Source organism: Streptomyces sp. NPDC058240, assembly GCF_042882135.1.
In the GTDB taxonomy this organism is placed as follows: Bacteria; Actinomycetota; Actinomycetes; order Streptomycetales; family Streptomycetaceae; genus Streptomyces.
This window is the reverse complement of the sequence record NZ_JBHVWT010000002.1, coordinates 200,581-225,677: the sequence shown is the minus strand read 5'-3', so window position 1 is coordinate 225,677 and position 25,097 is coordinate 200,581. Positions and strand designations below refer to the sequence as shown.

General features: G+C 68.3%; 24 protein-coding genes, 2 tRNA genes and 1 pseudogene. 17 read left to right on the top strand and 10 right to left on the bottom strand.

What is annotated here, in order from left to right; translation table 11 throughout:
- Nucleotides 1–46: 46 nt before the first annotated feature.
- The 4 genes from gyrA (at nucleotide 47) to ACFVX4_RS06265 (ending at nucleotide 3,957) form a co-directional block, all read left to right on the top strand.
- Nucleotides 47–2,668 carry a DNA gyrase subunit A gene (gene gyrA / locus ACFVX4_RS06280; protein ID WP_389972473.1) on the top strand — a complete coding sequence of 874 codons (2,622 nt, stop codon included), beginning with the start codon at nucleotides 47–49 and terminating at the stop codon, nucleotides 2,666–2,668.
- Between the two features lie 93 nt (nucleotides 2,669–2,761).
- Nucleotides 2,762–3,346, top strand: coding sequence for a DUF3566 domain-containing protein (locus tag ACFVX4_RS06275; RefSeq protein ID WP_389972471.1), 585 nt, complete (start codon nucleotides 2,762–2,764; stop codon nucleotides 3,344–3,346).
- 70 nt (nucleotides 3,347–3,416) lie between these two features.
- Nucleotides 3,417–3,493 (top strand) — tRNA-Ile (locus tag ACFVX4_RS06270).
- A 110-nt stretch (nucleotides 3,494–3,603) separates the two neighbouring features.
- On the top strand, nucleotides 3,604–3,957 hold the full coding sequence (locus ACFVX4_RS06265) for a hypothetical protein (protein WP_389972469.1): 354 nt from the start codon (nucleotides 3,604–3,606) through the stop codon (nucleotides 3,955–3,957).
- Nucleotides 3,958–4,040: 83 nt separating this feature from the next.
- Here the strand turns inward: ACFVX4_RS06265 and ACFVX4_RS06260 are convergent, their stop codons facing one another.
- Nucleotides 4,041–4,409: a DUF6344 domain-containing protein gene (locus ACFVX4_RS06260; RefSeq protein ID WP_389972467.1), complete on the bottom strand. Its 369-nt coding sequence runs from the start codon at nucleotides 4,407–4,409 to the stop codon at nucleotides 4,041–4,043.
- Between the two features lie 308 nt (nucleotides 4,410–4,717).
- On the opposite strand from ACFVX4_RS06260, the gene ACFVX4_RS06255 reads away from it, so the two are divergent.
- From ACFVX4_RS06255 to ACFVX4_RS06245, 3 genes are all read left to right on the top strand, one after another.
- Complete coding sequence (locus tag ACFVX4_RS06255; RefSeq protein WP_003958712.1) at nucleotides 4,718–4,852, top strand: DLW-39 family protein; 135 nt, start codon at nucleotides 4,718–4,720, stop codon at nucleotides 4,850–4,852.
- Between the two features lie 233 nt (nucleotides 4,853–5,085).
- Nucleotides 5,086–6,924 carry a VWA domain-containing protein gene (locus ACFVX4_RS06250; RefSeq protein ID WP_389972922.1) on the top strand — a complete coding sequence of 613 codons (1,839 nt, stop codon included), beginning with the start codon at nucleotides 5,086–5,088 and terminating at the stop codon, nucleotides 6,922–6,924.
- Nucleotides 6,924–8,267, top strand: a complete 1,344-nt coding sequence (locus ACFVX4_RS06245; RefSeq protein ID WP_389972465.1) for a hypothetical protein — start codon at nucleotides 6,924–6,926, stop codon at nucleotides 8,265–8,267. Before ACFVX4_RS06250 ends, ACFVX4_RS06245 begins: the two co-directional genes overlap by 1 nt.
- Before the next feature lie 49 nt (nucleotides 8,268–8,316).
- Here the strand turns inward: ACFVX4_RS06245 and ACFVX4_RS06240 are convergent, their stop codons facing one another.
- Both ACFVX4_RS06240 and ACFVX4_RS06235 read right to left on the bottom strand, forming a co-directional pair.
- On the bottom strand, nucleotides 8,317–9,732 hold the full coding sequence (locus ACFVX4_RS06240; protein WP_389972463.1) for a serine/threonine-protein kinase: 1,416 nt from the start codon (nucleotides 9,730–9,732) through the stop codon (nucleotides 8,317–8,319).
- 100 nt (nucleotides 9,733–9,832) lie between these two features.
- On the bottom strand, nucleotides 9,833–10,381 hold the full coding sequence (locus tag ACFVX4_RS06235; RefSeq protein ID WP_266416858.1) for a DNA-binding protein: 549 nt from the start codon (nucleotides 10,379–10,381) through the stop codon (nucleotides 9,833–9,835).
- Between the two features lie 169 nt (nucleotides 10,382–10,550).
- On the opposite strand from ACFVX4_RS06235, the gene ACFVX4_RS06230 reads away from it, so the two are divergent.
- Nucleotides 10,551–10,623: transfer RNA gene (locus ACFVX4_RS06230), tRNA-Ala, on the top strand.
- 209 nt (nucleotides 10,624–10,832) lie between these two features.
- Here ACFVX4_RS06230 and ACFVX4_RS06225 read toward each other — a convergent pair.
- On the bottom strand, nucleotides 10,833–11,567 hold the full coding sequence (locus ACFVX4_RS06225; RefSeq protein WP_389972460.1) for a DUF5324 family protein: 735 nt from the start codon (nucleotides 11,565–11,567) through the stop codon (nucleotides 10,833–10,835).
- 490 nt (nucleotides 11,568–12,057) lie between these two features.
- On the opposite strand from ACFVX4_RS06225, the gene ACFVX4_RS06220 reads away from it, so the two are divergent.
- Nucleotides 12,058–12,585 (top strand): peptidylprolyl isomerase, encoded by a 528-nt coding sequence (locus ACFVX4_RS06220; RefSeq protein WP_389972458.1) that lies wholly within the window; start codon nucleotides 12,058–12,060, stop codon nucleotides 12,583–12,585.
- A gap of 175 nt (nucleotides 12,586–12,760) precedes the next feature.
- A complete protein-coding gene (locus ACFVX4_RS06215) occupies nucleotides 12,761–13,663 on the top strand; it encodes a rhomboid family intramembrane serine protease (RefSeq protein WP_389972456.1) in 903 nt (300 codons plus the stop codon).
- Between the two features lie 329 nt (nucleotides 13,664–13,992).
- On the opposite strand, the gene crgA is transcribed toward ACFVX4_RS06215, so the two are convergent.
- Nucleotides 13,993–14,247, bottom strand: a complete 255-nt coding sequence (crgA, locus tag ACFVX4_RS06210; RefSeq protein WP_389972454.1) for a cell division protein CrgA — start codon at nucleotides 14,245–14,247, stop codon at nucleotides 13,993–13,995.
- A gap of 141 nt (nucleotides 14,248–14,388) precedes the next feature.
- Between crgA and ACFVX4_RS06205 the strand changes: the two genes are divergently transcribed.
- The 6 genes from ACFVX4_RS06205 to ACFVX4_RS06180 are packed head-to-tail and all read left to right on the top strand — an operon-like array spanning nucleotide 14,389 to nucleotide 18,950.
- Complete coding sequence (locus ACFVX4_RS06205) at nucleotides 14,389–15,156, top strand: DUF881 domain-containing protein (protein WP_389972452.1); 768 nt, start codon at nucleotides 14,389–14,391, stop codon at nucleotides 15,154–15,156.
- 26 nt (nucleotides 15,157–15,182) lie between these two features.
- Nucleotides 15,183–15,899 (top strand): class E sortase, encoded by a 717-nt coding sequence (locus ACFVX4_RS06200; RefSeq protein ID WP_389972450.1) that lies wholly within the window; start codon nucleotides 15,183–15,185, stop codon nucleotides 15,897–15,899.
- 56 nt (nucleotides 15,900–15,955) lie between these two features.
- The gene (locus ACFVX4_RS06195; protein ID WP_072487564.1) at nucleotides 15,956–16,138 is read left to right on the top strand and encodes a hypothetical protein; all 183 of its coding nucleotides are present in this window, start codon (nucleotides 15,956–15,958) and stop codon (nucleotides 16,136–16,138) included.
- Nucleotides 16,135–16,773, top strand: a complete 639-nt coding sequence (locus tag ACFVX4_RS06190; RefSeq protein ID WP_389972448.1) for an aminodeoxychorismate/anthranilate synthase component II — start codon at nucleotides 16,135–16,137, stop codon at nucleotides 16,771–16,773. The genes ACFVX4_RS06195 and ACFVX4_RS06190 overlap by 4 nt, the downstream gene beginning before the upstream one ends.
- Nucleotides 16,770–18,194: a class E sortase gene (locus ACFVX4_RS06185; protein WP_389972446.1), complete on the top strand. Its 1,425-nt coding sequence runs from the start codon at nucleotides 16,770–16,772 to the stop codon at nucleotides 18,192–18,194. Before ACFVX4_RS06190 ends, ACFVX4_RS06185 begins: the two co-directional genes overlap by 4 nt.
- A gap of 27 nt (nucleotides 18,195–18,221) precedes the next feature.
- Entirely contained in the window at nucleotides 18,222–18,950 is a 729-nt protein-coding gene (locus tag ACFVX4_RS06180; protein ID WP_389972444.1) for a class E sortase, read from the top strand.
- 77 nt (nucleotides 18,951–19,027) lie between these two features.
- Here the strand turns inward: ACFVX4_RS06180 and ACFVX4_RS06175 are convergent, their stop codons facing one another.
- Both ACFVX4_RS06175 and ACFVX4_RS06170 read right to left on the bottom strand, forming a co-directional pair.
- Nucleotides 19,028–19,177: a hypothetical protein gene (locus tag ACFVX4_RS06175; RefSeq protein ID WP_389972966.1), complete on the bottom strand. Its 150-nt coding sequence runs from the start codon at nucleotides 19,175–19,177 to the stop codon at nucleotides 19,028–19,030.
- 50 nt (nucleotides 19,178–19,227) lie between these two features.
- Nucleotides 19,228–19,320, bottom strand: a pseudogene (locus ACFVX4_RS06170) (restriction endonuclease); the annotation flags it as partial.
- Between the two features lie 7 nt (nucleotides 19,321–19,327).
- On the opposite strand from ACFVX4_RS06170, the gene ACFVX4_RS06165 reads away from it, so the two are divergent.
- A complete protein-coding gene (locus tag ACFVX4_RS06165) occupies nucleotides 19,328–19,567 on the top strand; it encodes a hypothetical protein (RefSeq protein WP_389972442.1) in 240 nt (79 codons plus the stop codon).
- A 514-nt stretch (nucleotides 19,568–20,081) separates the two neighbouring features.
- On the opposite strand, the gene pknB is transcribed toward ACFVX4_RS06165, so the two are convergent.
- The 3 genes from pknB to ACFVX4_RS06150 form a co-directional block, all read right to left on the bottom strand.
- The gene (gene pknB / locus ACFVX4_RS06160) at nucleotides 20,082–22,064 is read right to left on the bottom strand and encodes a Stk1 family PASTA domain-containing Ser/Thr kinase (RefSeq protein ID WP_389972440.1); all 1,983 of its coding nucleotides are present in this window, start codon (nucleotides 22,062–22,064) and stop codon (nucleotides 20,082–20,084) included.
- A 167-nt stretch (nucleotides 22,065–22,231) separates the two neighbouring features.
- Complete coding sequence (locus ACFVX4_RS06155) at nucleotides 22,232–23,689, bottom strand: peptidoglycan D,D-transpeptidase FtsI family protein (RefSeq protein WP_389972438.1); 1,458 nt, start codon at nucleotides 23,687–23,689, stop codon at nucleotides 22,232–22,234.
- Entirely contained in the window at nucleotides 23,686–25,095 is a 1,410-nt protein-coding gene (locus ACFVX4_RS06150) for an FtsW/RodA/SpoVE family cell cycle protein (protein ID WP_389972436.1), read from the bottom strand. The genes ACFVX4_RS06155 and ACFVX4_RS06150 overlap by 4 nt, the downstream gene beginning before the upstream one ends.
- Between the last annotated feature and the right edge of the window lie 2 nt (nucleotides 25,096–25,097).

Below are 25,097 nucleotides of genomic sequence, written 5' to 3'. Positions count from 1 at the left end.
GTCGGCCGTACCAGCAAGCCGCCGCTCGAAAGGACTTTGACCAGCAATGGCCGACGAGAACACCCCTGTGACACCTGAAGAGGAGCCCGCCGCCGGTGTGGGCATGCGTGTCGAGCCCGTCGGGCTCGAGACGGAGATGCAGCGCTCCTACCTCGACTACGCGATGTCCGTCATCGTCTCGCGTGCGCTGCCGGACGTGCGGGACGGTCTCAAGCCCGTGCACCGCCGGGTGCTGTACGCGATGTACGACGGCGGCTACCGGCCCGAGAAGGGCTTCTACAAGTGTGCCCGTGTCGTCGGTGACGTCATGGGTACATACCACCCGCACGGTGACTCCTCGATCTATGACGCGCTGGTGCGACTGGCGCAGCACTGGTCGATGCGCATGCCGCTGGTGGACTCCAACGGCAACTTCGGTTCTCCGGGCAACGACCCGGCCGCCGCCATGCGGTACACCGAGTGCAAGATGATGCCGCTGTCCATGGAGATGGTCCGGGACATCGACGAGGAGACCGTCGACTTCCAGGACAACTACGACGGCCGCAACCAGGAGCCGACGGTTCTGCCGGCGCGGTTCCCGAACCTGCTGGTCAACGGTTCGGCGGGCATCGCGGTCGGTATGGCGACCAACATCCCGCCGCACAACCTGCGCGAGGTCGCGGCCGGTGCGCAGTGGTACCTGGAGCACCCGGAGGCCTCGCAGGAGGAGCTCCTGGAAGCGCTGATCGAGCGGATCAAGGGCCCGGACTTCCCGACGGGCGCGCTCGTCGTGGGCCGCAAGGGCATCGAGGAGGCGTACCGCACCGGCCGTGGCTCGATCACGATGCGCGCGGTCGTCGCGGTCGAGGAGATCCAGAACCGGCAGTGCCTGGTCGTCACGGAGCTTCCGTACCAGACCAACCCCGACAACCTGGCGCAGAAGATCGCCGACCTGGTGAAGGACGGCAAGGTCGGCGGGATCGCGGACGTCCGTGACGAGACCTCGTCGCGTACGGGGCAGCGTCTGGTCGTCGTGCTGAAGCGGGACGCGGTCGCCAAGGTCGTTCTGAACAACCTGTACAAGCACACCGATCTGCAGACCAACTTCGGCGCCAACATGCTGGCGCTGGTCGACGGTGTGCCGCGCACCCTCTCGATCGACGCGTTCATCCGCCACTGGGTGACGCACCAGATCGAGGTCATCGTCCGGCGTACGAAGTTCCGTCTGCGCAAGGCGGAGGAGCGGGCGCACATCCTGCGTGGCCTGCTCAAGGCGCTGAACGCGATCGACGAGGTCATCGCGCTCATCCGACGCAGCCAGACGGTCGAGGTGGCGCGCGAGGGCCTGATGGGCCTGCTGGAGATCGACGAGATCCAGGCGAACGCGATCCTGGAGATGCAGCTGCGCCGGCTGGCCGCGCTGGAGCACCAGAAGATCACGGCCGAGCACGACGAGCTCCAGGCGAAGATCAACGAGTACAACGCGATCCTGGTGTCGCCGGAGCGGCAGCGGAAGATCGTCAGCGAGGAGCTGGCGGCGATCGTCGACAAGTTCGGCGACGACCGGCGTTCCAAGCTGGTGCCCTTCGACGGTGACATGTCCATCGAGGACCTGATCGCCGAGGAGGACATCGTCGTCACGATCTCGCGCGGCGGCTATGTGAAGCGCACGAAGACGGACGACTACCGCTCGCAGAAGCGCGGCGGCAAGGGCGTGCGCGGTACGAAGCTCAAGGAAGACGACATCGTCGACCACTTCTTCGTGTCGACGACGCACCACTGGCTGCTGTTCTTCACGAACAAGGGCCGGGTGTACCGGGCGAAGGCGTACGAGCTCCCGGACGCCGGCCGTGACGCCCGTGGTCAGCACGTCGCCAATCTGCTGGCCTTCCAGCCGGACGAGCAGATCGCCCAGATCCTGGCGATCCGTGACTACGAGGCCGCGCCCTATCTGATCCTGGCCACGAAGGGCGGTCTGGTGAAGAAGACCGCGCTGAAGGACTACGACTCCCCGCGTTCGGGTGGTGTCATCGCCATCAACCTCCGGGAGACGGGGGACGGCTCGGACGACGAGCTGATCGGCGCGGAGCTGGTCTCGGCCGAGGACGACCTGCTGCTCATCAGCAAGAAGGCCCAGTCGATCAGGTTCACCGCGACGGACGATGCGCTGCGCCCGATGGGCCGTGCCACCTCGGGTGTCAAGGGCATGAGTTTCCGCGAGGGAGACGAACTGCTCTCGATGAATGTTGTCCGGCCGGGTACGTTCGTGTTCACTGCCACCGACGGTGGGTACGCGAAGCGGACTCCTGTCGACGAGTACCGGGTTCAGGGCCGTGGCGGTCTGGGCATCAAGGCTGCCAAGATCGTGGAGGACCGGGGCTCGCTGGTCGGCGCGCTGGTGGTCGAGGAGACGGATGAGATCCTTGCCATCACGCTCGGCGGTGGTGTGATTCGTACGCGAGTCAATGAAGTCAGGGAGACGGGCCGTGACACCATGGGCGTCCAACTGATCAATCTGGGCAAGCGCGATGCCGTCGTCGGTATTGCCCGTAACGCCGAAGCCGGTCGTGAGGCCGAAGAGGTCGAGGGGTCCGAGGACGCCGAGGCCGCGACGGCGGAGGGTGCCGAGAGCACGGTCGAGGGCAATGTCGAAGGCACCTCGCCTTCGGCCGGGGAGCACGAGGAGTAGAGCGTGAGTGGAGCCACGGGCGCCGGTTCGGCCGCTTCCGGAGCAGGAGCGAACGGTGCCCGTGGCCCTGCCACGGACTCCCAAGGGGGCACTGTGACGGACACCCGGGGGCCTCAGCCCCAGTACGAGGGCTATGCGACCGGGCCGTTGCCCGGTGAGCGCGAGCCCGCACCGGGGCAGGCGAGCGGGCCGTACCACCCGCCGCAGGCGTATCCCTCGCCCGCCGGCGGGACCCAGGGCGGTGCGCAGGGCGTCGGCGCCGCGCAGGCGGCCCGGCGGCCGCGGACGGGGGCGCGGACGACTCCGCGTACCCGCAAGGCGCGGCTGCGGGTGGCCAAGGCCGATCCGTGGTCGGTGATGAAGGTCAGCTTCCTGCTCTCCATCGCGCTCGGCATCTGCACGGTGGTGGCTTCCGCGGTGCTGTGGATGGTGATGGACGCGATGGGCGTCTTCGAGACCGTGGGCGGAACGATCAGCGAGGCCACCGGGTCGAACGACAGCAACGGCTTCGATCTCCAGTCGTTCCTGTCGCTGCCGAGGGTTCTCATCTTCACCTCGGTCATCGCGGTGATCGACGTGGTTCTGGCGACCGCGCTGGCGACGCTGGGCTCCTTCATCTACAACTTGTCGGCGGGTTTCGTGGGCGGTATCGAGCTCACGCTGGCCGAGGACGAGTAGGACGCCGGGTATCGATTTTGGGACTGGCCCCGACGTGCGCTAATCTTCAGAAGTCAGCGCACAGCGCGGCGGGGCTATAGCTCAGTTGGTTAGAGCGCATCCCTGATAAGGATGAGGCCACAGGTTCAAATCCTGTTAGCCCCACCAGCACGAAGGCCCCTCACCGGAAACGGTGGGGGGCCTTCGGCATGTACGGCTGATGCATGCGGCTGACGTGTACGGCTGGCGTGTGCGGCCGGCGTCAGTAGGTTGGCCGCATGTCTTCCGTACTTGTTGTCGGTTACGACCCACAGGCACTGCCCGGCGTCGACGCGGAGGTCGTTCGCGCGACCCTCGCCGAGGAGGTGAGGCGGTTCGGCGAGCTCGGCATCGAAGCGGCCATGACGCTGGTCGTCTTCGACGAGTCGGCCGAACCCGCGATCGTCGCGTCGCTGGTCGAGCGTCCGTGGGACGTGGTCGTCGTCGGGGGCGGGATCCGCAAGACCGAGCAGCTGTTCCCCCTCTTCGAGCGGATCGTGAATCTGATCCGCCGCCATGCGCCCGGCGCCGCCATCGCGTTCAACACCAACGCGGGGGACAGCGTCGAGGCGGCGCAACGCTGGCTCCAGTAGGCGGGAGAGCCGCTGGAGGGCACGGAGAAGCCCCCGTCCGGTGTGAACCGATCCGGGGGCTCAGTGCGTCATTTGAGCGGCTCTCAGGGCGGAAGGAGGGACACGTCCCCCGCCGGGGCCCCGTGGGGGCTGCGGGCGGCGTTCCTGGTGTCCGTGGCCGTGTTGTCGACGGACAGATGACGGGTCGCGGGTGAGGAGCCGTGCGCCTCGGCGCGGATACGCTGCTTCATCGTGGGTGGCAGCGCCCTGTCACGCGGAAGGGTCCATCGCACCGACTGGGTGGTCGCGGTTGCCGCGGTCGCACCCATGTGCTCCTGGGTCGTGGCGGTCGGCTCCGTGGCGCTCTGCTCCGTGGCCGCCGCCGGGGTGCTCATGAGCCCCAGCGCGGCGAGCAGTGCGAAGAAGGCGGTGACGAAGGCGGTCCAGATGCTCTTGGGCTTGAAGGTGCTCATGGCCCCTCGCTTTCGGGTGGTCTGGTTTGCTTACCTTTCTGATGATGTGGATGTGGCTCGCGATTTCATGGACCGACGCCACCGATCCGCCGATCTTCGGATGAACACCACTCGTATGGTTCAACCGGTCCTGACGGGCTTGTTCCGGACCGCGGGACGGGGCCGGATCCGCCGGGCGGAACGATCCTCGGACGATCGCTTTTCCCCGGGCGCCAGTTGGGTCGCAGGCAGGTCACCGGTTGATATCGGCCGGTGTGTATAGTCGGGCGGCAGAAGTCCCCTACGTCAAGGAAAGACGAGGTCGCGCGGTGAAGAAGCTTCTCCTGGTCGCACTGGCCGCCATCGGCGGGCTCCTCGTGTACCGCCAGATCCAGGCGGATCGCGCCGAGCAGGATCTGTGGACGGAGGCGACTGACTCCGTGCCCGCAGGTTCGGGTGTGTGAGACAGAACAGCCTGATTGCGGGCCCCGGTCGCTGAGCGGCCGGGGCTTCGTGCTGTTGCGGGACCGTGACGGCCGTGCTCTTGAGTTCACCCGAGCAAATCAATACGTTGCTTGAGCAAAACAGCCGGGTTTTGGTCAAGGGGGCACGGGTGAAGGCACGGGACCACCACCGCCGTACCGCAGGCGCGGGGGCATGGATCGGCGGGGCGCTGCTCGCCCTGGTGGCGGGCGCGATGCCGGCCGTGGCGACGCCCGCGGACACTGCGCCCGGAGCATCCGGAGCCGGCTCGAACGGCAGCCTGGTCATGGTCCTCGACTCGTCCGGCTCCATGGCGGACGACGACGGGACGGGGCACACCCGGATGGAGAGTGCCCGTACGGCCGTCGGGACCGTCGTCGACGGCCTTCCCGACGGGTATCCGACCGGACTGCGGGTGTACGGCGCCGACCGCGCCCGGGGCTGCGTGGACACCAGGCTGGTGAGGCCGGTGCGCGGGCTCGACCGGGCGGCCGTGAAGCGCGCCGTGGCGGCCGTACGGCCCAGGGGCGACACTCCCATCGGCCTGTCGCTACGGAAGGCCGCCGAGGACCTTCCGCGGCCGTTGGGCGGCGCCATCGGTACGCGCACGATCCTGCTGGTCTCCGACGGCGAGGACAACTGTGGTACGCCACGGCCCTGCGAGGTCGCCGAGCAGCTCGGCAAGGAGGAGATCGGGCTGCGGATCGACACCGTGGGCTTCCAGGTGAAGGGCGCGGCCCGCGAGCAGCTCGAATGCGTCGCGGCGGCGGGCAACGGCCGCTACTACGACGCACCGGACGCCGATTCGCTGGCCAGGCAGTTGCAGCGGGCGTCCCAACTCTCCGCGGACGGCTACCGGTTCCGGGGCGAGCGGATCGCGGGCACGGCGACGAGCGCGGGGGCGCCCGTGCTCGTCGACGGGCAGTATCTCGACACCATCGGGCCGGGTGAGAAGCGGTACTACGCCGTAGACCTGGACGCCGCCTCGACGGCGAACTTCTCGGCCACGGCCGTGCCGCAGCCCGGGGCGGCCGTCGACACCTTCGACGCGCTGCGCACCGGCATCGCGTACGGCACCGGCGGTTCCTGCGGGTCGGAGACCGCGCACTTCTCCCAGAAGGAGGGCGCGACCCCGCTGACCTCGGCGATCGCCCGTATCCCCACCGCGCGGGGCACCGGTCCCTGCGACCGGGCGGGGCGGTACTGGCTGGTGGTCGAGCGGGAGAGCAAGAAGGGCTCCGACGCGGCGCGTTGGCCGCTCGAGCTCGTCCACGGGGTGGAGGCGCCGCTGGCGAAGGGCGTCACGCCCGCGCAGTCGCAGCCGGAGTACGGCAAGGGCGGCGAGGACGCCGTGCCTCCTTCCGGCGACCCCCGCGACGTACGGGGCGGCACCGGCTTCAACGATGCCGAGAGGATCACCCCGGGCGTGTGGCGCGACCGGATCCTCCCGTCGCAGACCCTCTGGTACAAGGTCCCGGCCGGCTGGGGCCAGCAGGTGTGCTACGACGTGGAGTTCGCGAACGAGCCCACGGTGGAGCGCGGCGGACCCACGTACTCGTACGGGGCGACGCAGCTGTTCACGCCCGCTCGGTTCCCGCTCACCGGAGGCGGCGAGTTCACCCCGACGACCCTGTACAGCGGTCGTCCCTCGGCGGTCCGGATGGGCGGCGTGCCGGTCGCCTGGACCAATCGCTACGAGAACGGCACCCATGTCCGGCCCGTCCACGCCGGGGGCGACTTCTACATCTCGGTGACGCTGGGGGCGCGGGCCGCGGACATCGCGGAGAACCCGCAGATCGGAGTGGTGCTGCGGGTGTCGGTCCTCGGCGACGAGCTGGCCGGCCCCGAGCACCATGCTCCCGCCGCCACCAAGAAGGCGGACAAGAAGGGCAATTCGATCAGGGTCGAAGACAGCAGCGGTACGGGCGGGGCAGGATGGACCGGCATTGCGGCCGCTGCCGGGGCGGGCGCCGTGGTGGTGGTGATCGCGGGGCTCGTGTTCGTACGCGGGCGTCGCGGGCGGGCCGCACAGACGACGAGGGGAAGCGCGTGATGAGGCAGCGCAACAGGGGCCGGGTGGCGCTGGCCGCGGTCGCGGCGATGTGCGCGGCGGCGGCGCTGCCGGGGCAGGCGTTCGCGGCCGGGGAGCCCGCCGCGTACACCTTCGACCCCGGGGCGAAGAAGGTCGTCGGCACGGAGGTCAGCACCGAGGCGTCGGCGCTGACACCCGGATCGGTCTACAAGAGCTCGATCAAGCGCGGCGAGAAGCTCTACTACCGCCTCAACCTCGACGCGAGGACGAACGCGTACGTCTCGGCGGTGGCCGTGCCCAGGGGCGGCGGCCAGGTCGCCTACGGGGACGGCATCACGGTCAGCATCCGCGACAGCACGGACATGCAGTGCAGTTCGCAGGACGCGCGGTTCGAGTCGGCGGAGTTCCCGCGTCCGATCGCCACGTACGCCTACCGGATCATGCAGAAGGACAGCAGCACCTGCCAGGAGGCCGGTACGTACAACGTCCTGATCGAGCGGGAGAGCAAGGAGACCTCGGCGCCCGACGAGTGGGACCTGGAGCTGCGCTACGAGTCCGAGCCGCAGCTGAAGTCGGCCGGTTCGATGCCGACCGACGCGCCGGAGAACTGGCCGTCCGCCTCGCCCACGCCGCCCACGACCGCCCCGCAGAAGCGGTCGGGCGGCACCAGCTACTACGACGCGACCGGTCTGGAGACCGGCGAGTGGCAGGAAAAGGGCGGCATCAAGCCGGGGCAGACCCTCTTCTACCGGGTGCCGGTGGACTGGGGCCAGCAGATCTTCGCCACCGCGGACCTGAGCAACAACAAGGCCTCGGACGAATTCATCGGCAACGCGCTCGCGATGTCCCTGGACAATCCGGTGCACGGACACGTCGATTCTGCGACGCCGCTGTCGTACTCCGGCAAGCCCGCGTCCGTGTCGCTGGATCCGCTGCCCCCGGTGGCGTACGAGAACCGCTACGACTCCACCAGCAGCGTCAGCGCGATGCGATTCGCCGGCTGGTACTACCTGTCGGTGACGCTCAGCCCGGCGATCGCGAAGTCGTACGGCGACAAGGCGATTCCGCTGACCCTCAAGGTCAAGGTCGAGGGGAAGGCGCGGAATTCGCCGTACACGGGGGACGCCGGGGCCTTCTCGGTCACGCAGGACGACAAGGACATGGCGAAGAGCGGCCAGAGCGGCCCGCAGGCGGCCAGGAGCGGCACGATGAAGACGGTCGGCGCGGCCGGGATCGGCGCGGGTTCGGTGCTGGTGCTCGGGCTCGGGGTGTGGACGCTGCTGGCCCGGCGCCGCGCGAGCACCGCCCCGGCGGGACCGTCCGGCGGCGAGCAGCCGTACGGAGGCCCGCCGCAGGCCTGGTAGCCGGGCCGGAACCCGAGCCCCGTGCAGCAGGGGGCTCGGGGGACCGGGCTCAGCTCTGGGTCAGTGCCCAGATGCCCACCGCGAAACAGATCAGCGCCACCAGCAGCACCGGGACCGCCACCTTCGGGGACGGTCCCGGACGTCTCTGCGGGGCGCGCGCCGGAGCGACCGCCGGAGCGGCCGCCGGGCCGTGCGGGGGAACCTCCGCGCCGGGCGCGGGAGTCCGCGGCTGCCCGACGGTGTACGCACGGGTGAGAGCCGGTTCGTGCTGCACGGCGGACGTGGGCGCCTGTGAGGGATCCGGCGCGGGAGCGGGGACGGGAGCGGTGTACGGGGACGCCGCGTGCGCCGTGTGCGCCGGGAGTGGAGAGTGTGGCGTGACCGGCTGAGGCTGCTGGGGCGACGGCGCGGCCTGCTGCGGAGGCGGCGGGAGGTGGAAGCTGCCCGTCTCCGACATCGGCACCGGCGGCTGGGTGTACGGCTGCTGCACGGGCTGCTGGGCCGCCGCCTGTTCCGGCTGTCCCGGCTGTCCCGGTTGGGCGTCCTGGGCGTTCCGCGTGTTCTGCGCGTTCTGAACGGGGGCTGTGATCGGTCCCGAGGGGCCGAACCCGGGGGGCAGCGGCCCGATTTGATCGAAGACCTCGACCGGCTCGTCCTCGGCTCCGGGCTCCGGCAGCATCTCGACCGCGGCCGTCAGCGCCTTGCGCGCACCCGTGGCCGTACGGAACCGGGCCTGCGGATCCGGCTGCAGCAGCCCCGCGAGGACCTGCCACAACGGCTCGGGGATCCCCTCCGGTGCGGCGGGCGTGCCGTACGAGGCGAAGTGCTCGACGATCGCCTGCGCGTCGGGCTTCTTGCCCTGGAGCAGATACAGCGCGACGAGCCCGACCGCGAACAGGTCCGCGGGGAAATCGGGTTCCGCGCCCATCATTTGCTCCGGCGCGAAATAACCGGGCGTTCCCACCACGTAGTTGGTCTCGGTGAGGCGCGGCTCTCCCTTGCGCATGGAGATACCGAAGTCGGACAGCCGCAGATGCGGTCGTCCGGTACCGGTCGCCTCCATCAGGATGTTGGCCGGCTTGATGTCCCGGTGCACCACGCCCTCCGCATGCACCGTGGACAGCCCCGACAGCAACTGGTCGAGGAGCGTGCAGACGAAACGGGGCGGCAACGGTCCGTAGTCGCCGATGACATGCGCCAGCGAACCGCCGCTCACCAGATCCATGGTGAACAGGACCTTGTCGTCGTCCGCCGCCCAACTGGCGGGCGCGAGCACATGCGGATGCTCGATCCGCAGCGCCTGCTCGCGGACGAAGCGCAACAGCGTGTGCGCGTCGCTCTGCTGGAGGACCTTGGCCGCCACATAGCGGCGGCGCCGGTGGTCCCAGGCCCGCCAGACGGCGCCGACCCCACCACGTCCGATCGGATCGATCAGTTCGTACCGACCGGCGAAGACCTCACCCATTGTGCTGCGCCCGCTCCCAGTTCCTATTTCGGTCCACGGCGTTCCTGTTTCGGCCCACGGCCGGCTTCGGGGGTGGTGCCCGGCCCGATCCAGACGAAAGCTAGCCCTGGTGTCCCTCGTAGTGCGCCACTGCGTCCGCGGTGCGCCCTGCGCCGTACACCCGGAGGAACTCTGCCAGTTCCGGGTGGGTCGGGGCGAGGGAGTCGGCGGCATCGATGATGTCACCGGCGGCCGCGACCGACCGCAGCAGCGACTGGATCTCGCGGACCACGCGCCGGACGGTGGGGGCGCCGCCGGTGGTCGAGGTCTGGCCGGTGCCGGTGAGGACGGAGCCGCCCTGGGACTTCTTGATCTCTTCCATGCGGTCGGTGGCCTCGCCCGCGCTGACGCTGCCGTCCGCGACCTGTCCGGCCAACTCCTGGAGCGCCTGGACGCGCTGGACGACCGCGGGGTTGCCGATCTTCGCCCGCTGGCCGCTCATCAGCTGGGAGAGCATGGGGGCGGACAGCCCGAGGACGGCGGCGAGCCGGGCCTGGTTCAGGCCGAGATCATCGATCAGCCGGCGGAAGAGCGCACCGAGAGGCTCCCCGTACCAACTGCGCTGAAGCTCTCTGGCCCTTGCCGTTGCCTCTTGCTGCGCTGCGTCCATGGCGTCTCCCCTTCGCTGCGGCTTCGCTGCTGCGAACCTCGTCGAGCATCTTACGGAGAGTGGTCGCCGACCGGGAGCCCCATCTTTTTGCAGGATTCCGGGGAGTACCCGGTACTCTGGTCTGCGGCGGTGACCAGGACGCTGAAGCGTCTGGGGCTGTCCGTTTTTCGGGGCCTTAGCTCAGTTGGTAGAGCGCTGCCTTTGCAAGGCAGATGTCAGGAGTTCGAATCTCCTAGGCTCCACCCATCAACCCCCTCTGACCGGCATGAACGCGGTCGGAGGGGGTTTTGCGTGCTGCCATGCGCTGTGCGCCGTGCGCCGTGCGGGCATGGCGGGGCAGCGAGGGCAGCGGCCGGGCAGCTGGGGGCAACGACCGGGCGGCGGGGAAAACGGAACCCGCGCCGGGAGACCACGATGTCTTCCGGCGCGGGTTCGTCGTTCGAGGACCGGCTCAGCGGCGGTCGTCCGGTCCGGTGCCGTCCACACCCTCCGGGCCGTCCGACCCGTCGGTCTCCGACTCGGCCTGCTTGGCCCGGAGCTCGGGGTCCAGCGGAGCCGGGCCGCTGCCGTCGACCGAGGTCAGCGGCGCACGGTCGGAGACCTCCGTGGCAGCGGGCGGTTCGACCAGCCAGTCGGGGTTGGCCTGCTTGTCCCACCACCGCCAGGCGGCGTAGGCGCCGCCCGCCACGATGCCGACCACGACGAGCCCCTTGAGCAGCCGCCCGGCCTTCGCCCGCCGCTCGTGCTTCCTGGCCAGCTGCCGGATCTCCGCCGCCGTGACCTGCCCGCGCAGTGCGGCCAGCGCGGCGGCGCTGCGGGCCGAGGCCTCCTCGGCCACGGGCTGGGCGACGGCCATCGCGTGCTCGACCCGCGGCACCGTGTAGTCCGCGGCGGTACGGGCTGCCCGGCGGGTGCGGCGCGCGGCGCGCCGGCCGACCTCGTCGACCTTGGGCGGCACATGGGTGAGGGCCAGTTCGATACGTGGTGCCAGATGCGCGTCGTATTGGACGCGGGCTTGCTGGGCCGCCTTGGACACCTTCGGCGCGAGCCGCGTGCGGGCCTCGTACGCAAGATGTGCGGCCTGGTCCTTGGCCGTGTCGGCGTAGGGCGCCACCACTTCCGCGGCGTGCTGCACGCTGTCCTTCGCCGAGTCGGTTGCGGCGCGCACGCTGTCGATGCGGGTCACGGGATCCTCCTCCTTGGTGGCGGGTAGACACTCCGCCTTTCCACCCATTTCGAGATCATGCCTGCCGGAGTCCCGTATGGCATGCGGGGCGGGCATCCGGGTCATTCAGGTCATGAGTGATGCCTTCGGGCAATGCGGTGCAAGGGGAGCTTGCCGACGACAATGCCACGGTTCGCTCAAGCCCGCGCCGCTTCGTCACGCACTTGGCCGCATTTGTTCCTGCGGGGAGCGGCACGGAAGCGGACCGGCGGGGATGCGGGCGGGCGGGCGCGGACTGCGACGGCGTGCGAGGCGCGGAACGAGGCGGGGAATGGGGCAGGAATGGGGCAGGGAGGTGAGCGCCACGCCTTCGCCGGTGGCGGCCGGGCGCCGGAGCGCACGGTCCGTGCGAGGATCGGTGAGCGTCACTGAAGACTTGGTGAATGTCACTGAGACCTTGGTGAACGTCACTGAGGACTCAACATCACCGAAGACTTACGGAAGGCAGATCGTGGCCGAGGAGCTTTACGCCACCTTGAAGACCAACCAGGGCGACATCGAGATCCGGCTTCTGCCGAACCACGCGCCCAAGACGGTCAAGAACTTCGTCGAGCTCGCCAAGGGCGAGCGTGAGTGGACGCACCCCGAGACCGGTAAGAAGTCGACGGACAAGCTGTACGACGGCACCGTCTTCCACCGGGTCATCAGCGGCTTCATGATCCAGGGCGGCGACCCGCTCGGCAACGGCACCGGTGGCCCGGGGTACGAGTTCGCGGACGAGTTCCACCCCGACCTCGCCTTCACCAAGCCGTACCTGCTGGCCATGGCCAACGCCGGTCCGGGCACCAATGGCTCGCAGTTCTTCGTGACCGTTTCGCCGACTGCCTGGCTGACCGGCAAGCACACCATCTTCGGCGAGGTCACCGACTCCGCCAGCAAGAAGGTCGTGGACGCCATCGCCGCCACCCAGACCAACGCCCGCACCGACCGCCCGGTGCAGGACGTCGTGATCGAGTCGGTCGTCATCGGGACCCGTTGATCACCTGAGAGCCCGTTGATCACCTGTGGTCATCGACTGATCACACGCTGATTACCCGTTCGGGAACCAACCGCCCTGCCCGTCCGTACTGATACATAGCGGACGAGCAGGGCGGCGTTGTGCGTGCCGTGCCCGCCATGACGAGGACCGAAGGGACCGGGAAGTGATGGGACCGATGGACCAGCAGCCGCCGGGAGGCACGGACCAGTCCGCCGCCGCGGACGGCTCGCTCAGCTGCTACCGCCACCCCGGTCGCGAAGCGAACATCCGCTGCACCCGCTGCGAGCGCCCGATCTGCCCGGAGTGCATGATCTCCGCCTCGGTCGGCTTCCAGTGCCCGGACTGCGTCCGCCAGGGATCGGGTACGGGACACGGACCGGCCGCCAATCAGCCGCGCACTGTCGCGGGCGGCAGCGTCACCGCCGATCCCCGCCTCGTCACCAAGATCCTTCTCGGTATCAATGTCGCCGTGTACATCGCAGTGCTGGCGAGGGGCACCGCGCTGGTCGACGAGCTGATGCTGATCGGCCGCGCCACGACCCACTACGGCGGTCCGCTCGAAGGCGTCGCGGAGGGCCAGTGGTACCGGCTGGTGACGTCGATGTTCCTGCACCAGGAGGTGTGGCACATCGCGTTCAACATGCTGGGGCTGTGGTGGCTGGGCGGGCCGCTGGAATCGGCGCTCGGCCGTGCCCGCTACCTCACGCTCTACATGATCTCCGGCCTGGCCGGCAGTGCCCTCACCTACTGGCTCTCCGTGCCCGTGCAGGGTTCGCTCGGAGCCTCCGGGGCGATCTTCGGGCTGCTGGGCGCCACCGCCGTGCTCCTGCGCCGGCTCAACTACGACATGCGTCCGGTCCTCGCGCTCCTCGCGGTGAACCTGGTCATCACCTTCAACCCCTGGGGCGGAATCGCCTGGCAGGCACATGTCGGCGGCCTGATCGCGGGCACGCTGATCGCGATCGGCATGGTGCACGCACCCCGCGAGCGGCGCGCGCTGGTGCAGTACGGCACCTGCGCCCTGGTCCTGGCGGCCGTGATTCTCGTGGTCGTCGCCAGAACCGCCGCGCTGACCTGAGCGGACGTGGCACCCGGGGCGGTTGTCCACAGGCGTAGTTGTCCACAGTGGGTGCCGGATCTTGTGCATTCTGTGGGAACAACTGTGCCCCTTGTCGCTGAGCTGGGTTTTTCCAGTCAGGACAAGGGGCGTGCCATCCCCCGATGGGGGAGACTGCAGTCACATCGGCGTCAACCGTCAGTGAGTTATCCACAGATCGTCTGACCTTTTCCCCCGCCTGTGGATAACGCTGTGGGTAACTCGGGGCAAGGCTTGCGGGACGAGGCCCCGCTGTGCCACCAGGAGCGCCGCGGCTCTACTTCCGCCACGGTGCTCCTGCTGCTGTGGCGCTACTTCCACTGCGTGGAGACACCGAAGCCGCCGGCGATGAAGCCGAAGCCGACGACGATGTTCCAGTTCCCCAGGTCCTTGATCGGCAGATCGCCGTCGGTCACATAGAAAACGACGATCCAGGCCAGACCGATCAGGAAGAGCGCCAGCATCACCGGCGCCACCCAGCTGCGGCTGGTCAGCTTTAGGTTGGTTGCCTGCTTCGCCGGAGGAGGCGTGAAGTCGGCCTTCTTGCGGATACGTGACTTCGGCACGAGGAACTCTCCTGTCGATGCGCTGCGTGACCGCGCAGGGAACTGTGGCTGGCGCCGGGGCGGGGCTCGAGGGGGAATACTGCCTCCCCCGGGCGTCCGTTAGCGTAGTGCTTCCCTGGCGCCGAAGGAGATAAGGGTACGTTGAGCAATTCTGCCGACTCCCCCCAAGGCCCGGTCCGGCGCACCTTCCGGCACCCGGCCCGCGTGCTCACCGCTGCCGTCTTCGCCCTCGCCGGACTGATCTTCGTCACCAGCGCCAACACGGCCAAGGGCACCAACATCCGCACCGACTCCTCGCTGCTGAAGCTCTCCGATCTCATTCAGCAGCGCAGCAACAAGAACGCCCAGCTGGACGAGACCAACGCAGCCGTGCGCGAGGACATCGACGCCCTCGTCCGGCGCGACGACGGCAGCACCAAGGCGGAGGACGCCCGGCTCAAGGAGCTGGAGCGGGCCGGCGGCACCACGAAGCTCACCGGCCGGTCGGTGAGCGTCACTCTCAATGACGCCCCGCCCAATGCCACCGCCAACCCCGGCTACCCCGATCCGCAACCCAATGACCTGGTCATTCACCAGCAGGACCTGCAGGCGGTCGTCAATGCCCTCTGGCAGGGCGGGGCCCGGGGCATCCAGGTCATGGACCAGCGGCTGATTTCCACCAGCGCGGTGCGCTGCGTCGGCAACACCCTGATCCTCCAGGGCCGGGTCTACTCCCCGCCGTACAAGATCACCGCGGTCGGCGACCCGGGCAAGCTCAAGCAGGCGCTCAACAATTCCCCGGCGATCAGCAACTACCTGCTGTACGTGAAGGCGTACGGGCTCGGCTGGAAAGTCGACGAGCACGAGGCGGTGACTCTTCCCGGCTACTCGGGCACAGTGGACCTCCACTATGCGGAGCCCGTGAAGTAGCGAGCGGCTGTGGGGAGGCCGGCCAGGTGTCGGTGCGACTGATCGTCAGGACGTTCAGCGAACTCTGCATCACCATCGGCGCCCTGATCGTGCTCTTTGTGGTGTACGTGCTGTTCTGGACCGGAGTGAAGGCGGCCGACGCGACCGAGGGGCAGATCGACTCCCTGCGCAGCCGGTGGGCACAGGGGACGGCGTCCGCACCCGCGCCGCAGGCCTCCCCGACGTCGAAGTCCTCGAAGTCCTCGAAGGAGCCTCCCGCCCCCGCCGCGTACCAGGACGGCAAGCCGTTCGCGATGTTGTACATACCCCGCTTCGGCAAGGGCTGGGAGTGGCCCGTCCTGGAGAACACCGAGGTCAAGACCTTGCAGAAGGGCCTCGGCCACTACACGGGGACCGCCCGCCTCGGTGCGAGCGGCAATTTCGCGGTGGCCGGACACCGCCGTACCTACGGGGATCCGTTCAAGGACTTCCCGAAGCTGCGCCCGGGAGACGCGGTGGTGCTGACGGACGGGACGACGTGGTTCACGTACCGCATCGACAAGAAGCCCTACCGGACGGTACCGAGCGACATCGGGGTCATCGACCCCGTCCCCCGGAAGTCCGGCTTCGACGGGCCGGGCCGCTATCTGACGCTGACCACCTGCGACCCCGAATGGGGCAGCAGCCACCGGCTGATCGCCTGGGCACACCTCGATGCCACCCAGCCTGTGACCGAAGGCAAGCCGGCAGCTTTCCACAGCTGACCCACGCTCCTGCCCCGGCCCTTTAGTCTGGTCCCGTACCGAATGGAGGGGACAGCATGTACGGCTGGATCTGGCGGCATCTGCCGGGCAACGCATGGGTGCGTGCGCTCATCTCGCTCGTGTTGGTGCTGGCTGTCGTCTACGCGCTCTTCCAGTACGTCTTCCCTTGGGCGGAACCGCTGCTTCCGTTCGGTGATGTGACGGTCGATGGCTCGACCGGGACGGAGGCCGGCCAGTGAGTGCCCGCATCCTTGTCGTGGACAACTACGACAGCTTTGTCTTCAACCTCGTCCAGTACCTCTACCAGCTCGGCGCCGAATGCGAAGTGCTGCGCAACGACGAGGTGACCACGGCACACGCCCAGGACGGCTTCGACGGCGTTCTGCTGTCGCCCGGTCCCGGCACCCCGGAGCAGGCGGGCGTCTGCGTCGAGATGGTGCGCCACTGCGCGGCGACGGGCGTCCCGGTCTTCGGGGTCTGCCTGGGCATGCAGTCGATGGCGGTGGCGTACGGCGGCGTGGTGGACCGTGCCCCGGAGCTGCTGCACGGCAAGACCTCGCCGGTGACCCATGAGGGAGCGGGGGTCTTCGCCGGCCTGCCGTCCCCCTTCACCGCGACCCGCTACCACTCGCTCGCCGCCGAACCGGACACCGTCCCGGCGGAGCTGGAGGTGACGGCGTGGACCGCCGACGGCATCATCATGGGGCTGCGCCACCGTGAACTGCCGGTGGAGGGCGTGCAGTTCCATCCGGAGTCGGTGCTGACCGAGTACGGGCATCTGATGCTGGCCAACTGGCTGGCGCAATGCGGCGACACCGGAGCCGTCGCAAGATCGGCGGGGCTCGCGCCGGTGGTGGGCAAGGCCGTCGCGTGACCACACTCCGCCCCGAACACGACGCCGGACAGGATGGCCCGTACGAGCAAGGAGCGTACGAGGCCGCAGGCGCGTTCGAGGCGGCGGTCGACCAGCTGGCGGACCCCTTGAACGATCCGCTGCCGGGGCGGCACGCCTCGCCGTGGTTCAGGGCGGGGAACCCGGCTGAGGCGGCGGAGGCGGCCGAGGCACCGGGGGCGGGGCAAGGACAGCACCGGGCCCCGGACGCGCAGGCACGGGCAGTGCCTCGGGCGCAGGAGCAAGCGCAGGCGCCACATGGGGTGCAGAGCCCCGAGGGAGCTCCGCGGGAGTGGTACGACCCCGAGGGGTTCGAACGGGACTGGTACGGGCAGCAGGCGCCCGCCCAGGCGCCCGTTCCGGAGCCCCGGGCGCAGCCCGTGCCTCTTCCCTTCCCGCTCGGCGACGAGACGGTCGGTCTGCCCCGGCTCCGGGGCGACACTCCGCCGGAGCCGGAATCGGATCTGGCCTCGAATCCGAATCCGAATCCGAATCCGAACCCGGATCCGAATGCGGCGAGCGACGTGGAGAGCTTCGCCGAACCCGAATCGGACCCCGAAGGAACCGACCCGGAACCGCGCACCGGAGGCCGTGCCGAACGGCGTCGCGTCGCCAAGGGGCGGGGGCGCCGCCGAGCCGACCAGCGGCCGGACACCGCGGCGACGGCCGCCTCACAGGCCGACAAGCCGATGTCGCGCGTCGAGGCACGGCGTGCGGCGCGCGCGGCCAAGGACAGCCCGGCCGTGGTGGCCAGCCGGGTCACCGGGGAGCTGTTCATCACGCTCGGCGTGCTGATGCTGCTGTTCGTCACCTATCAGCTGTGGTGGACGAATGTGCGCGCCGACCAGTACGCGGGCAAGGAGACGCACAAGATCCAGGACGACTGGGCGAAGGGCGACCGCAATCCCGGGGTGTTCGAAGCGGGGCAGGGATTCGCCATCATCCACATCCCCAAGCTGGACGTGGTCGCTCCGATCGCCGAGGGCATCAGCAAGGAGAAGGTCCTCGACCGGGGCATGGTGGGTCATTACGGCGATGGCGCGCTCCGTACCGCGATGCCGTCGGCCAAGCAGGGAAATTTCGCCCTGGCCGGTCACCGCAATACGCACGGCGAGCCGTTCCGCTACATCAACCGGCTGAGCCCCGGCGACCTGATCGTGGTCGAGACACAGGACGCGTACTACACGTACGAGACGACGAGGACGCTGCCGCAGACATCGCCGTCCAATGTCTCGGTGATCGATCCGGTTCCGCGCGGATCCGGGTTCACCGGGCCGGGCCGGTACATCACTCTGACGACTTGTACGCCGGAATTCACGAGTACGTACCGTTTGATCGTCTGGGGCAAGATGGTCGACGAACGACCGCGCAGCAAGGGGAAGCCCGACGCGCTCGTGGGCTGAATCATCATCACGACAGGGACGGGTGCGGTGACAGCTAGGACCGAGCACGAAGAGCGGGTCGGCGAATCCGCGCCCCCGCCCCGGCGCAGGGGCCGCCATCCCGTCGCGACCGTGATCAGTGTCTTCGGCGAACTGCTGATCACCGCGGGCCTGGTGCTGGGGCTCTTCGTCGTCTACTCCCTCTGGTGGACGAATGTGCTCGCCGATCGTGAGGCCACCAAACAGGGCCACACCGTCCGCGACCGCTGGGCGGGCGGGCCGGGCGCGCTGGACACGAAGGACGGCATCGGCTTCCTGCACGTCCCGTCGATGAAGAACGGCGAGGTGCTGGTCAAGAAGGGCACCGACACCGAGAACCTCAACAACGGCATCGCGGGCTACTACACGGACCCGGTGAAGTCGGCGCTTCCGTGGGACAAGAAGGGCAACTTCACCCTGGCCGCCCACCGTGACGGGCACGGTGCCAAGTTCCACAACATCGACAAGGTGAAGACCGGGGACGCGGTCGTCTTCGAGACCAAGGACACCTGGTACGTCTACAAGGTCTTCAAGGAGCTTCCCGAGACGTCGAAGTACAACGTCGACGTTCTGCAGGCGGTGCCGAAGGGGTCGGGCGCGAAGAAGCCCGGCCGCTACATCACGCTGACGACCTGCACGCCGGTCTACACGTCGAAGTACCGCTACATCGTGTGGGGCGAGCTGGTGCGTACGGAGAAGGTGGACAAGGACCGTACGAAGCCGGCCGAGCTGCGCTAGCCGATACGATGAGCCGGGCCCGAAGTCGCAACCAATCCTTGCGACTTCGGGCCTTCTGTCGTTCCGACCGGCTGCTCCTACTTGAGCACCTGCAGCTTCGTGCCCGCGCTCCAGGCCTCCAGGAGGCCGCGGTGCACGGCGCTGACGCCGGCCTGCATCGCGATATCGACCGTCTCGCGGGAGAACGGGCAGGTCGCCACGTACACAGCAGGGCGAAGTTCTTGCACTGGACGACCAGTCGGCGTCCGTCGGCGGTGTACGCGGTGATGTCGGCTCCGCGATCGCCGCTCCCGCCGTGGACCTCGACATCGGTGCAGTCGTCCCGGCGGAGTAGTCCGGCGATGTGCTGCTCGAACTCCCGCCAGTTCATGGCGTCCATGGCGGCCATGACCCCGACGAGCGGGCGCCGTTCCTGTGCCCGCTGGAGGCGCCGCAGCTGGACGTCGTGCCGGACGGAGCCGCCGCTCGATCTGCTGGACGTTCTCGCGGAGGCTGACGAGTTCTCGCTGCTGCTCGCCGGACGTTTCGATGAGGGCGCTGAGCATGGGGACGACGGTGGAGCCGAGGAGACGGGTGAAGCTCTCTTCGCTGAGCCGTGTGATGCGGGCGTCGAGTGACTCGATGTCGCTGTCATGCCCCGGGGCCTCCACGACGGTCGGCTGTGCCCGGAAGGTGTGCTCGAGGTCGAGCAGGTACGTACGGACACGGCGTGCGACGTCACTGTCCCGGAGCAGCATGGCGACGTTCAGGACCGTCCGCCGGAGCCAGAGAGCCATGCTCGAACGGGGCTGTGGATAACTCTCCGGATAGGAACTCAGGGTGAGTTCCTTAAATTTCTGCAGCTCAGTGCCCCGGATGACCCGCAGGCCATTCGATTCGAGCTCTTCTCCACCAGAGCGACCTCGTTGATCAGGCTCCTGGCCCTTCGCGTAGCCGGATGTACGGCCGGAGCCCAATGCCCCGCCCCGTCCCTCCCCGTCCCGCCCCGCCTGATCAACGAATCACCACATATGAAGACGCGATCGGTTTACGACCGCATGCGCGGTATGCAACGGATCTGTGGTGGCGGGCACAGCAAAGGGCCCCGGTCGCCGTGTGGCGGCCGGGGCCCGATGGGGCGGTGTGTCCGGGTCAGTGGCGTGAGTCGGACAGGCCGCCGAAGATGTTGCCGTTTCCGCCGCCTGGCATGGTCTGGACGTTGACCGCGCTGTTCTTGTCGACCTGCTGACCCGCGTTGGGCTGGAAGGCGACGACCTTCGCGTTGTCGTCGTTCGGCCCCTGTACCTGGCCGAGCTGCAGACCCGCCCCGGCGAGCAGGGCCTTTGCCTCCGCGAGTGTCTTGCCCTGCAGATCGGGAACCGTGGTCTGTTCCGGCTGCTGCGGGCCCTTCGAGACTGTCAGCACGATCTGGGCGGTCAGCGGCTGCATCGAGTCGGCGAGCGGCGTCTGGCTGATCACCTGGTTTGCCGGATTCTCCGAATCGACGTCGGTCCTGGAGACGTTCTTGAAGCCCAGGCCGTTGAGCTGAGCCACGGCGGCGTCGTAGTCCCGGTCGGCGACGTTCGGCACCTTCTGGGTGGCCTGCTTGGCGACCGTGATCGTGACTTCGGAGTTCTTCTCGGCCTTCGAGTTGCCCTCGGGGTCCTGCGTGATGACCGTACCCGCGGTCTTCTCGGACTCGACCGCGGTGACGTTCACCGTGAAGCCCTTGTCCTCAAGGTCCTTGCGGGCGGTCGCCTCGGTCTTCTCCACGACGTCCGGGACATCGACCTTCGGGGCGCCGGTGGAGACGACGACCGTGACGGTGTCCTTCTTGTCCATCTTCTCGCCGACTGCCGGCGTCTGGCTGCAGATCTTGCCCTTCGGCTGATCCTCGCACGGTTCGCGCGAGCCGATCTTCAGGACGACATCGGGATTCTCCGCGAGCTTCTGTGCTTCCTTCACGGTCGAGCCGATCAGGTTCGGCGCATCGACCTTGCCGTTGTTGCTGTTGCTGTCGCTGAAGACAGACTTGCCGATCAGGACCGCGCCGATCAGCACCAGGACGCCCGCGACGATCAGCAGGATCGTCGAGGTGTTGCTCTTCTTCTGGCGGCGGCGGTCCGGGCGGTCGTCGTAGCCGTAGCCGCCGTCGTCCGGGTTGACCGGGGGCAGCATGGACGTGGGCGCGCCGTTCTGGTCCGCGGCGCGCAGTGCGGTGGTCGGCTGGTCGTTGCCGTATCCGTCGTAGCCGCCGTAACCGGCCGCACCCATCGCCGCGGTGGCGGCGACCGGCTGGCCGTCGAGGCAGGCCTCGATGTCGGCGCGCATCTCGTCGGCCGACTGGTAGCGGTAGTCGGGGTCCTTGACCAGGGCCTTCAACACGATCGCGTCCATTTCGGGCGTGATCTCGGGGTCGAAGTTGCTGGGCTTCTGCGGTTCTTCCCGTACGTGCTGGTAGGCGACCGCGACCGGTGAGTCCCCGATGAAGGGCGGCCGGACCGTCAGCAGCTCGTAGAGCAGGCAGCCGGTCGAGTAGAGGTCGGAACGCGCGTCGACCTGCTCGCCCTTGGCCTGCTCCGGGGAGAGGTACTGGGCGGTGCCGATGACGGCGGCGGTCTGGGTCATCGTCATTCCGGAGTCGCCCATGGCGCGGGCGATGCCGAAGTCCATGACCTTGACCTGACCGGTGCGCGTCAGCATGACGTTCGCCGGCTTGATGTCGCGGTGGACGATGCCGGCGCGGTGCGAGTACTCCAGCGCCTGGAGGATGCCGACGGTCATCTCAAGGGTGCGCTCGGGCAGCAACTTGCGCCCGGAGTGCAGGAGTTCCCTGAGTGTCGACCCGTCGACGTACTCCATCACGATGTACGGGATGGAGACCCCGTCGACGTAGTCCTCGCCGGTGTCGTAGACGGCGACGATCGCCGGGTGATTGAGCGAGGCGGCGGACTGGGCCTCACGGCGGAACCGGGCCTGGAAGGACGGATCGCGGGCCAGATCGGCCCGGAGCGTCTTCACGGCTACGGTGCGGCCGAGCCGGGTGTCGTGTGCGAGGTAGACCTCGGCCATGCCACCACGGCCGAGCACCGAGCCCAGCTCGTACCGGCCGCCGAGGCGACGCGGCTCTTCCATAACTGTTCCAGCCCTCTCCGTCAGTCCCGACCGCACCGGTGTGCGGTCCGGCGGTGTGCTGCTCGCGCATACGCTACCGGCCGCGCACTACCTGATCGGTCCGTAGTCCGGACCTGATATCTGACCGGTATCCCAATGTGCAGGTATGGCACCCGATGTGATGGGCATCACTTCTTGCTGTCGATGACCGCCTTCATTACTGCCCGTGCGATCGGGGCGGCCAGGCCGCCGCCGGAGATGTCATCGCGGTTGGCCTGACTGTCCTCGACGACCACGGCGACGGCGACCGGGGAGCCGCTGTCGGTCTTGGCGTAGGAGATGAACCAGGCGTACGGATTCTCGCTGTTGTTCAGACCGTGCTGGGCCGTACCCGTCTTGCCGCCGACGGTGACGCCGGGGATCTTGGCGTTCTTTCCCGTGCCGCTCTCGACGACGGTCTCCATCATCTGCTGGAGCTTCTGCGCGTTCTCGCCCGAGAGGGGCTGGCTGAACTGCTCCTTCTCGTGGGTGTAGATCGCGTCGAGGCTGGGGGACTGGCGCTCGGCGACCATGTACGGCTGCATCAGCTTGCCGTCGTTGGCGACGGCCGAGGCGACCATCGCCATCTGGAGCGGGGTGGCGCGGTTGGACGCCTGGCCGATGCCGGCCATGGCGTTCTGCGGCCGGTTGTCCTTGGGGTAGACGCTGGCGTCGGCGCGTACCGGGGTGAAGATCTCCTTGTTGAAGCCGAACTTGTTGGCCTCGTCGATCATCTTCTGGTTGCCGAGATCGTCACTGATCTTGCCGAAGACGGTGTTGCAGGACCACCGCAGCGCTTCCCGGAGCGAGGCGTTCTCGCACGGGATGTTGCCCTCGTTGGCGAGGTTGCCGGTGGTCAGCGGGAGCCGCCAGGGCAGCGGGGAGTTCGTCTTGTCGTCGATCCCCTGGTACAGCCCGTTCTCCAGAGCCGCGGCGGCGGTGACGACCTTGAAGGTCGAGCCGGGCGGGTAGGTCTCGCGCAATGCCCGGTTGAGCATCGGCTTGTCCTTGTCGTCAAGGAGCTTCTTGCGGGCCTTGCTGTCCTTGTCGGAGTTGCCCGCGAACACCGAGGGGTCGTACGAAGGGGTGCTGACCAGGGCCAGGATGGCGCCGGTCTGCGGGTCGAGCGCGGCCACGGCGCCCTTCTTGCTGCCGAGCCCCTTGAACGCGGCCTTCTGCGCGGCGCCGTTCAGGGTGGTGACGACGTTGCCGCCCTGCTTCTTCTCGCCGGTGAACATCGAGAGGGTGCGGTCGAAGAAGAGCTGGTCGTCGTTGCCGGTGAGGATGCCGTCCTCGAGGTTCTCCAGTTGCGAGGCGTCGAAGGCCTGCGAGGAGTAGCCGGTGACGGGGGCCCACATGGGGCCGTTCTTCCAGACCCGCTTGTACTTGAAGTCGCTGCCCTTGGTCTCGACGGACCCGGTGACGGGGTTGCCGTCGACGATGATGTTGCCGCGCTCGTGGGCGTAACGCTCGATGCGGACGCGACGGTTCTCGTCGCGGCTGTTCAGCTCGTCGGCACGGACGTACTGGAGGTAGTTGGTCCGCACGAGCAGGGCGAGGATGAGGACGCCGCAGAAGATCGCGATCCGGCGCAGCGGCTTGTTCACGGTCGGACCACCTGGGTCATCTCGGCGTCAGGGGACGGTGCGGGTGCCGGTGCGGGGCGGCGAGCGGTGTCGCTGATCCGGATCAGAATGGCGATCAGTGCCCAGTTGGCCAACACGGACGAACCACCGTACGCAAGGAACGGCATGGTCATACCGCTGAGCGGAATGAGCCCCATGACACCGCCGGCGACCACGAAGATCTGGATCGCGAAGGCTCCTGACAGCCCGATGGCGAGCAGCTTGCCGAAGGGGTCGCGGGCGGCCAGTGCCGTGCGTACGCCCCGCTCGACGATCAGGCCGTAGATCAGCAGGACGGCCATCATCCCGGCCAGACCCAGCTCTTCGCCGACGGTGGCGAGGATGAAGTCGGCGTTGGCGGCGAAAAGGATAAGGTCCGAATGGCCTTGGCCGAGCCCGGTGCCGAGCGTGCCGCCGGAACCGAAGGCCATCAGCGACTGGGCGAGCTGTTCGCTCTGGGCCCACGTCGCCTTGGCGAACGGGTCGAGCCAGGCGTTCACACGGGACTGCACGTGCGGCTCGAAGGACGCCACACCCACGGCGCCCACCGCGGACATCAGCAGGCCGAAGACGATCCAGCTGGTCCGTTCGGTGGCGACGTAGAGCATCACCACGAAAAGACCGAAGAACAGCAGCGAGGTGCCGAGGTCGGTCTCGAAGACCAGGACCAGGATCGACAGGGCCCAGATGGTGATGATCGGTCCGAGGTCACGCCCGCGCGGCAGGTACATCCCCATGAATCGGCGGCTGGCCAGCGCCAGTGCGTCACGCTTCACCATGAGATAGCCGGAGAAGAACACCGCGATAAGGATCTTGGCGAACTCTCCTGGCTGGATCGTGAACGGGCCGAGGCTGATCCAGATCTTCGCGCCGTTCACCGCCGGAAAGAACATCGGCAGGACCAGCAGGACCAGCGCCACGGCCATCGAGATGTAGGTGTACCGCTGCAGGATGCGGTGGTCCTTGAGGATCACCAGCACGGCGACGAAGAAAGCGACACCGATCGCCGAGTACAGCAGCTGCTTGGGAGCGTCCGGGCTGTAGGCACCGTACTGAGACTCCGCGCGCTGGATCAGTCGCTGCGACTGGTCCAGCCGCCAGATCAGTACCAGCCCCAGGCCGTTGAGCAGGGTGGCGAGCGGGAGCAGTAGCGGATCCGCGTACGGCGCGAACTTGCGCACCACGAGGTGGGCGACGCCGCCGAGCAGGATGAGTCCGGCTCCGTATCCGAACATGCCGGACGGGAGTTTGCCGTCGATGGCGAGCCCGACATTGGCGTAGGCGAACACCGAGATGGCGATGGCGAAGACCATCATCATCAGTTCGGTGTTGCGGCGGCTCGGTGCGTCGATCGCGCCGATCGTGGTCGTGTTGGTGACAACGCTCATGG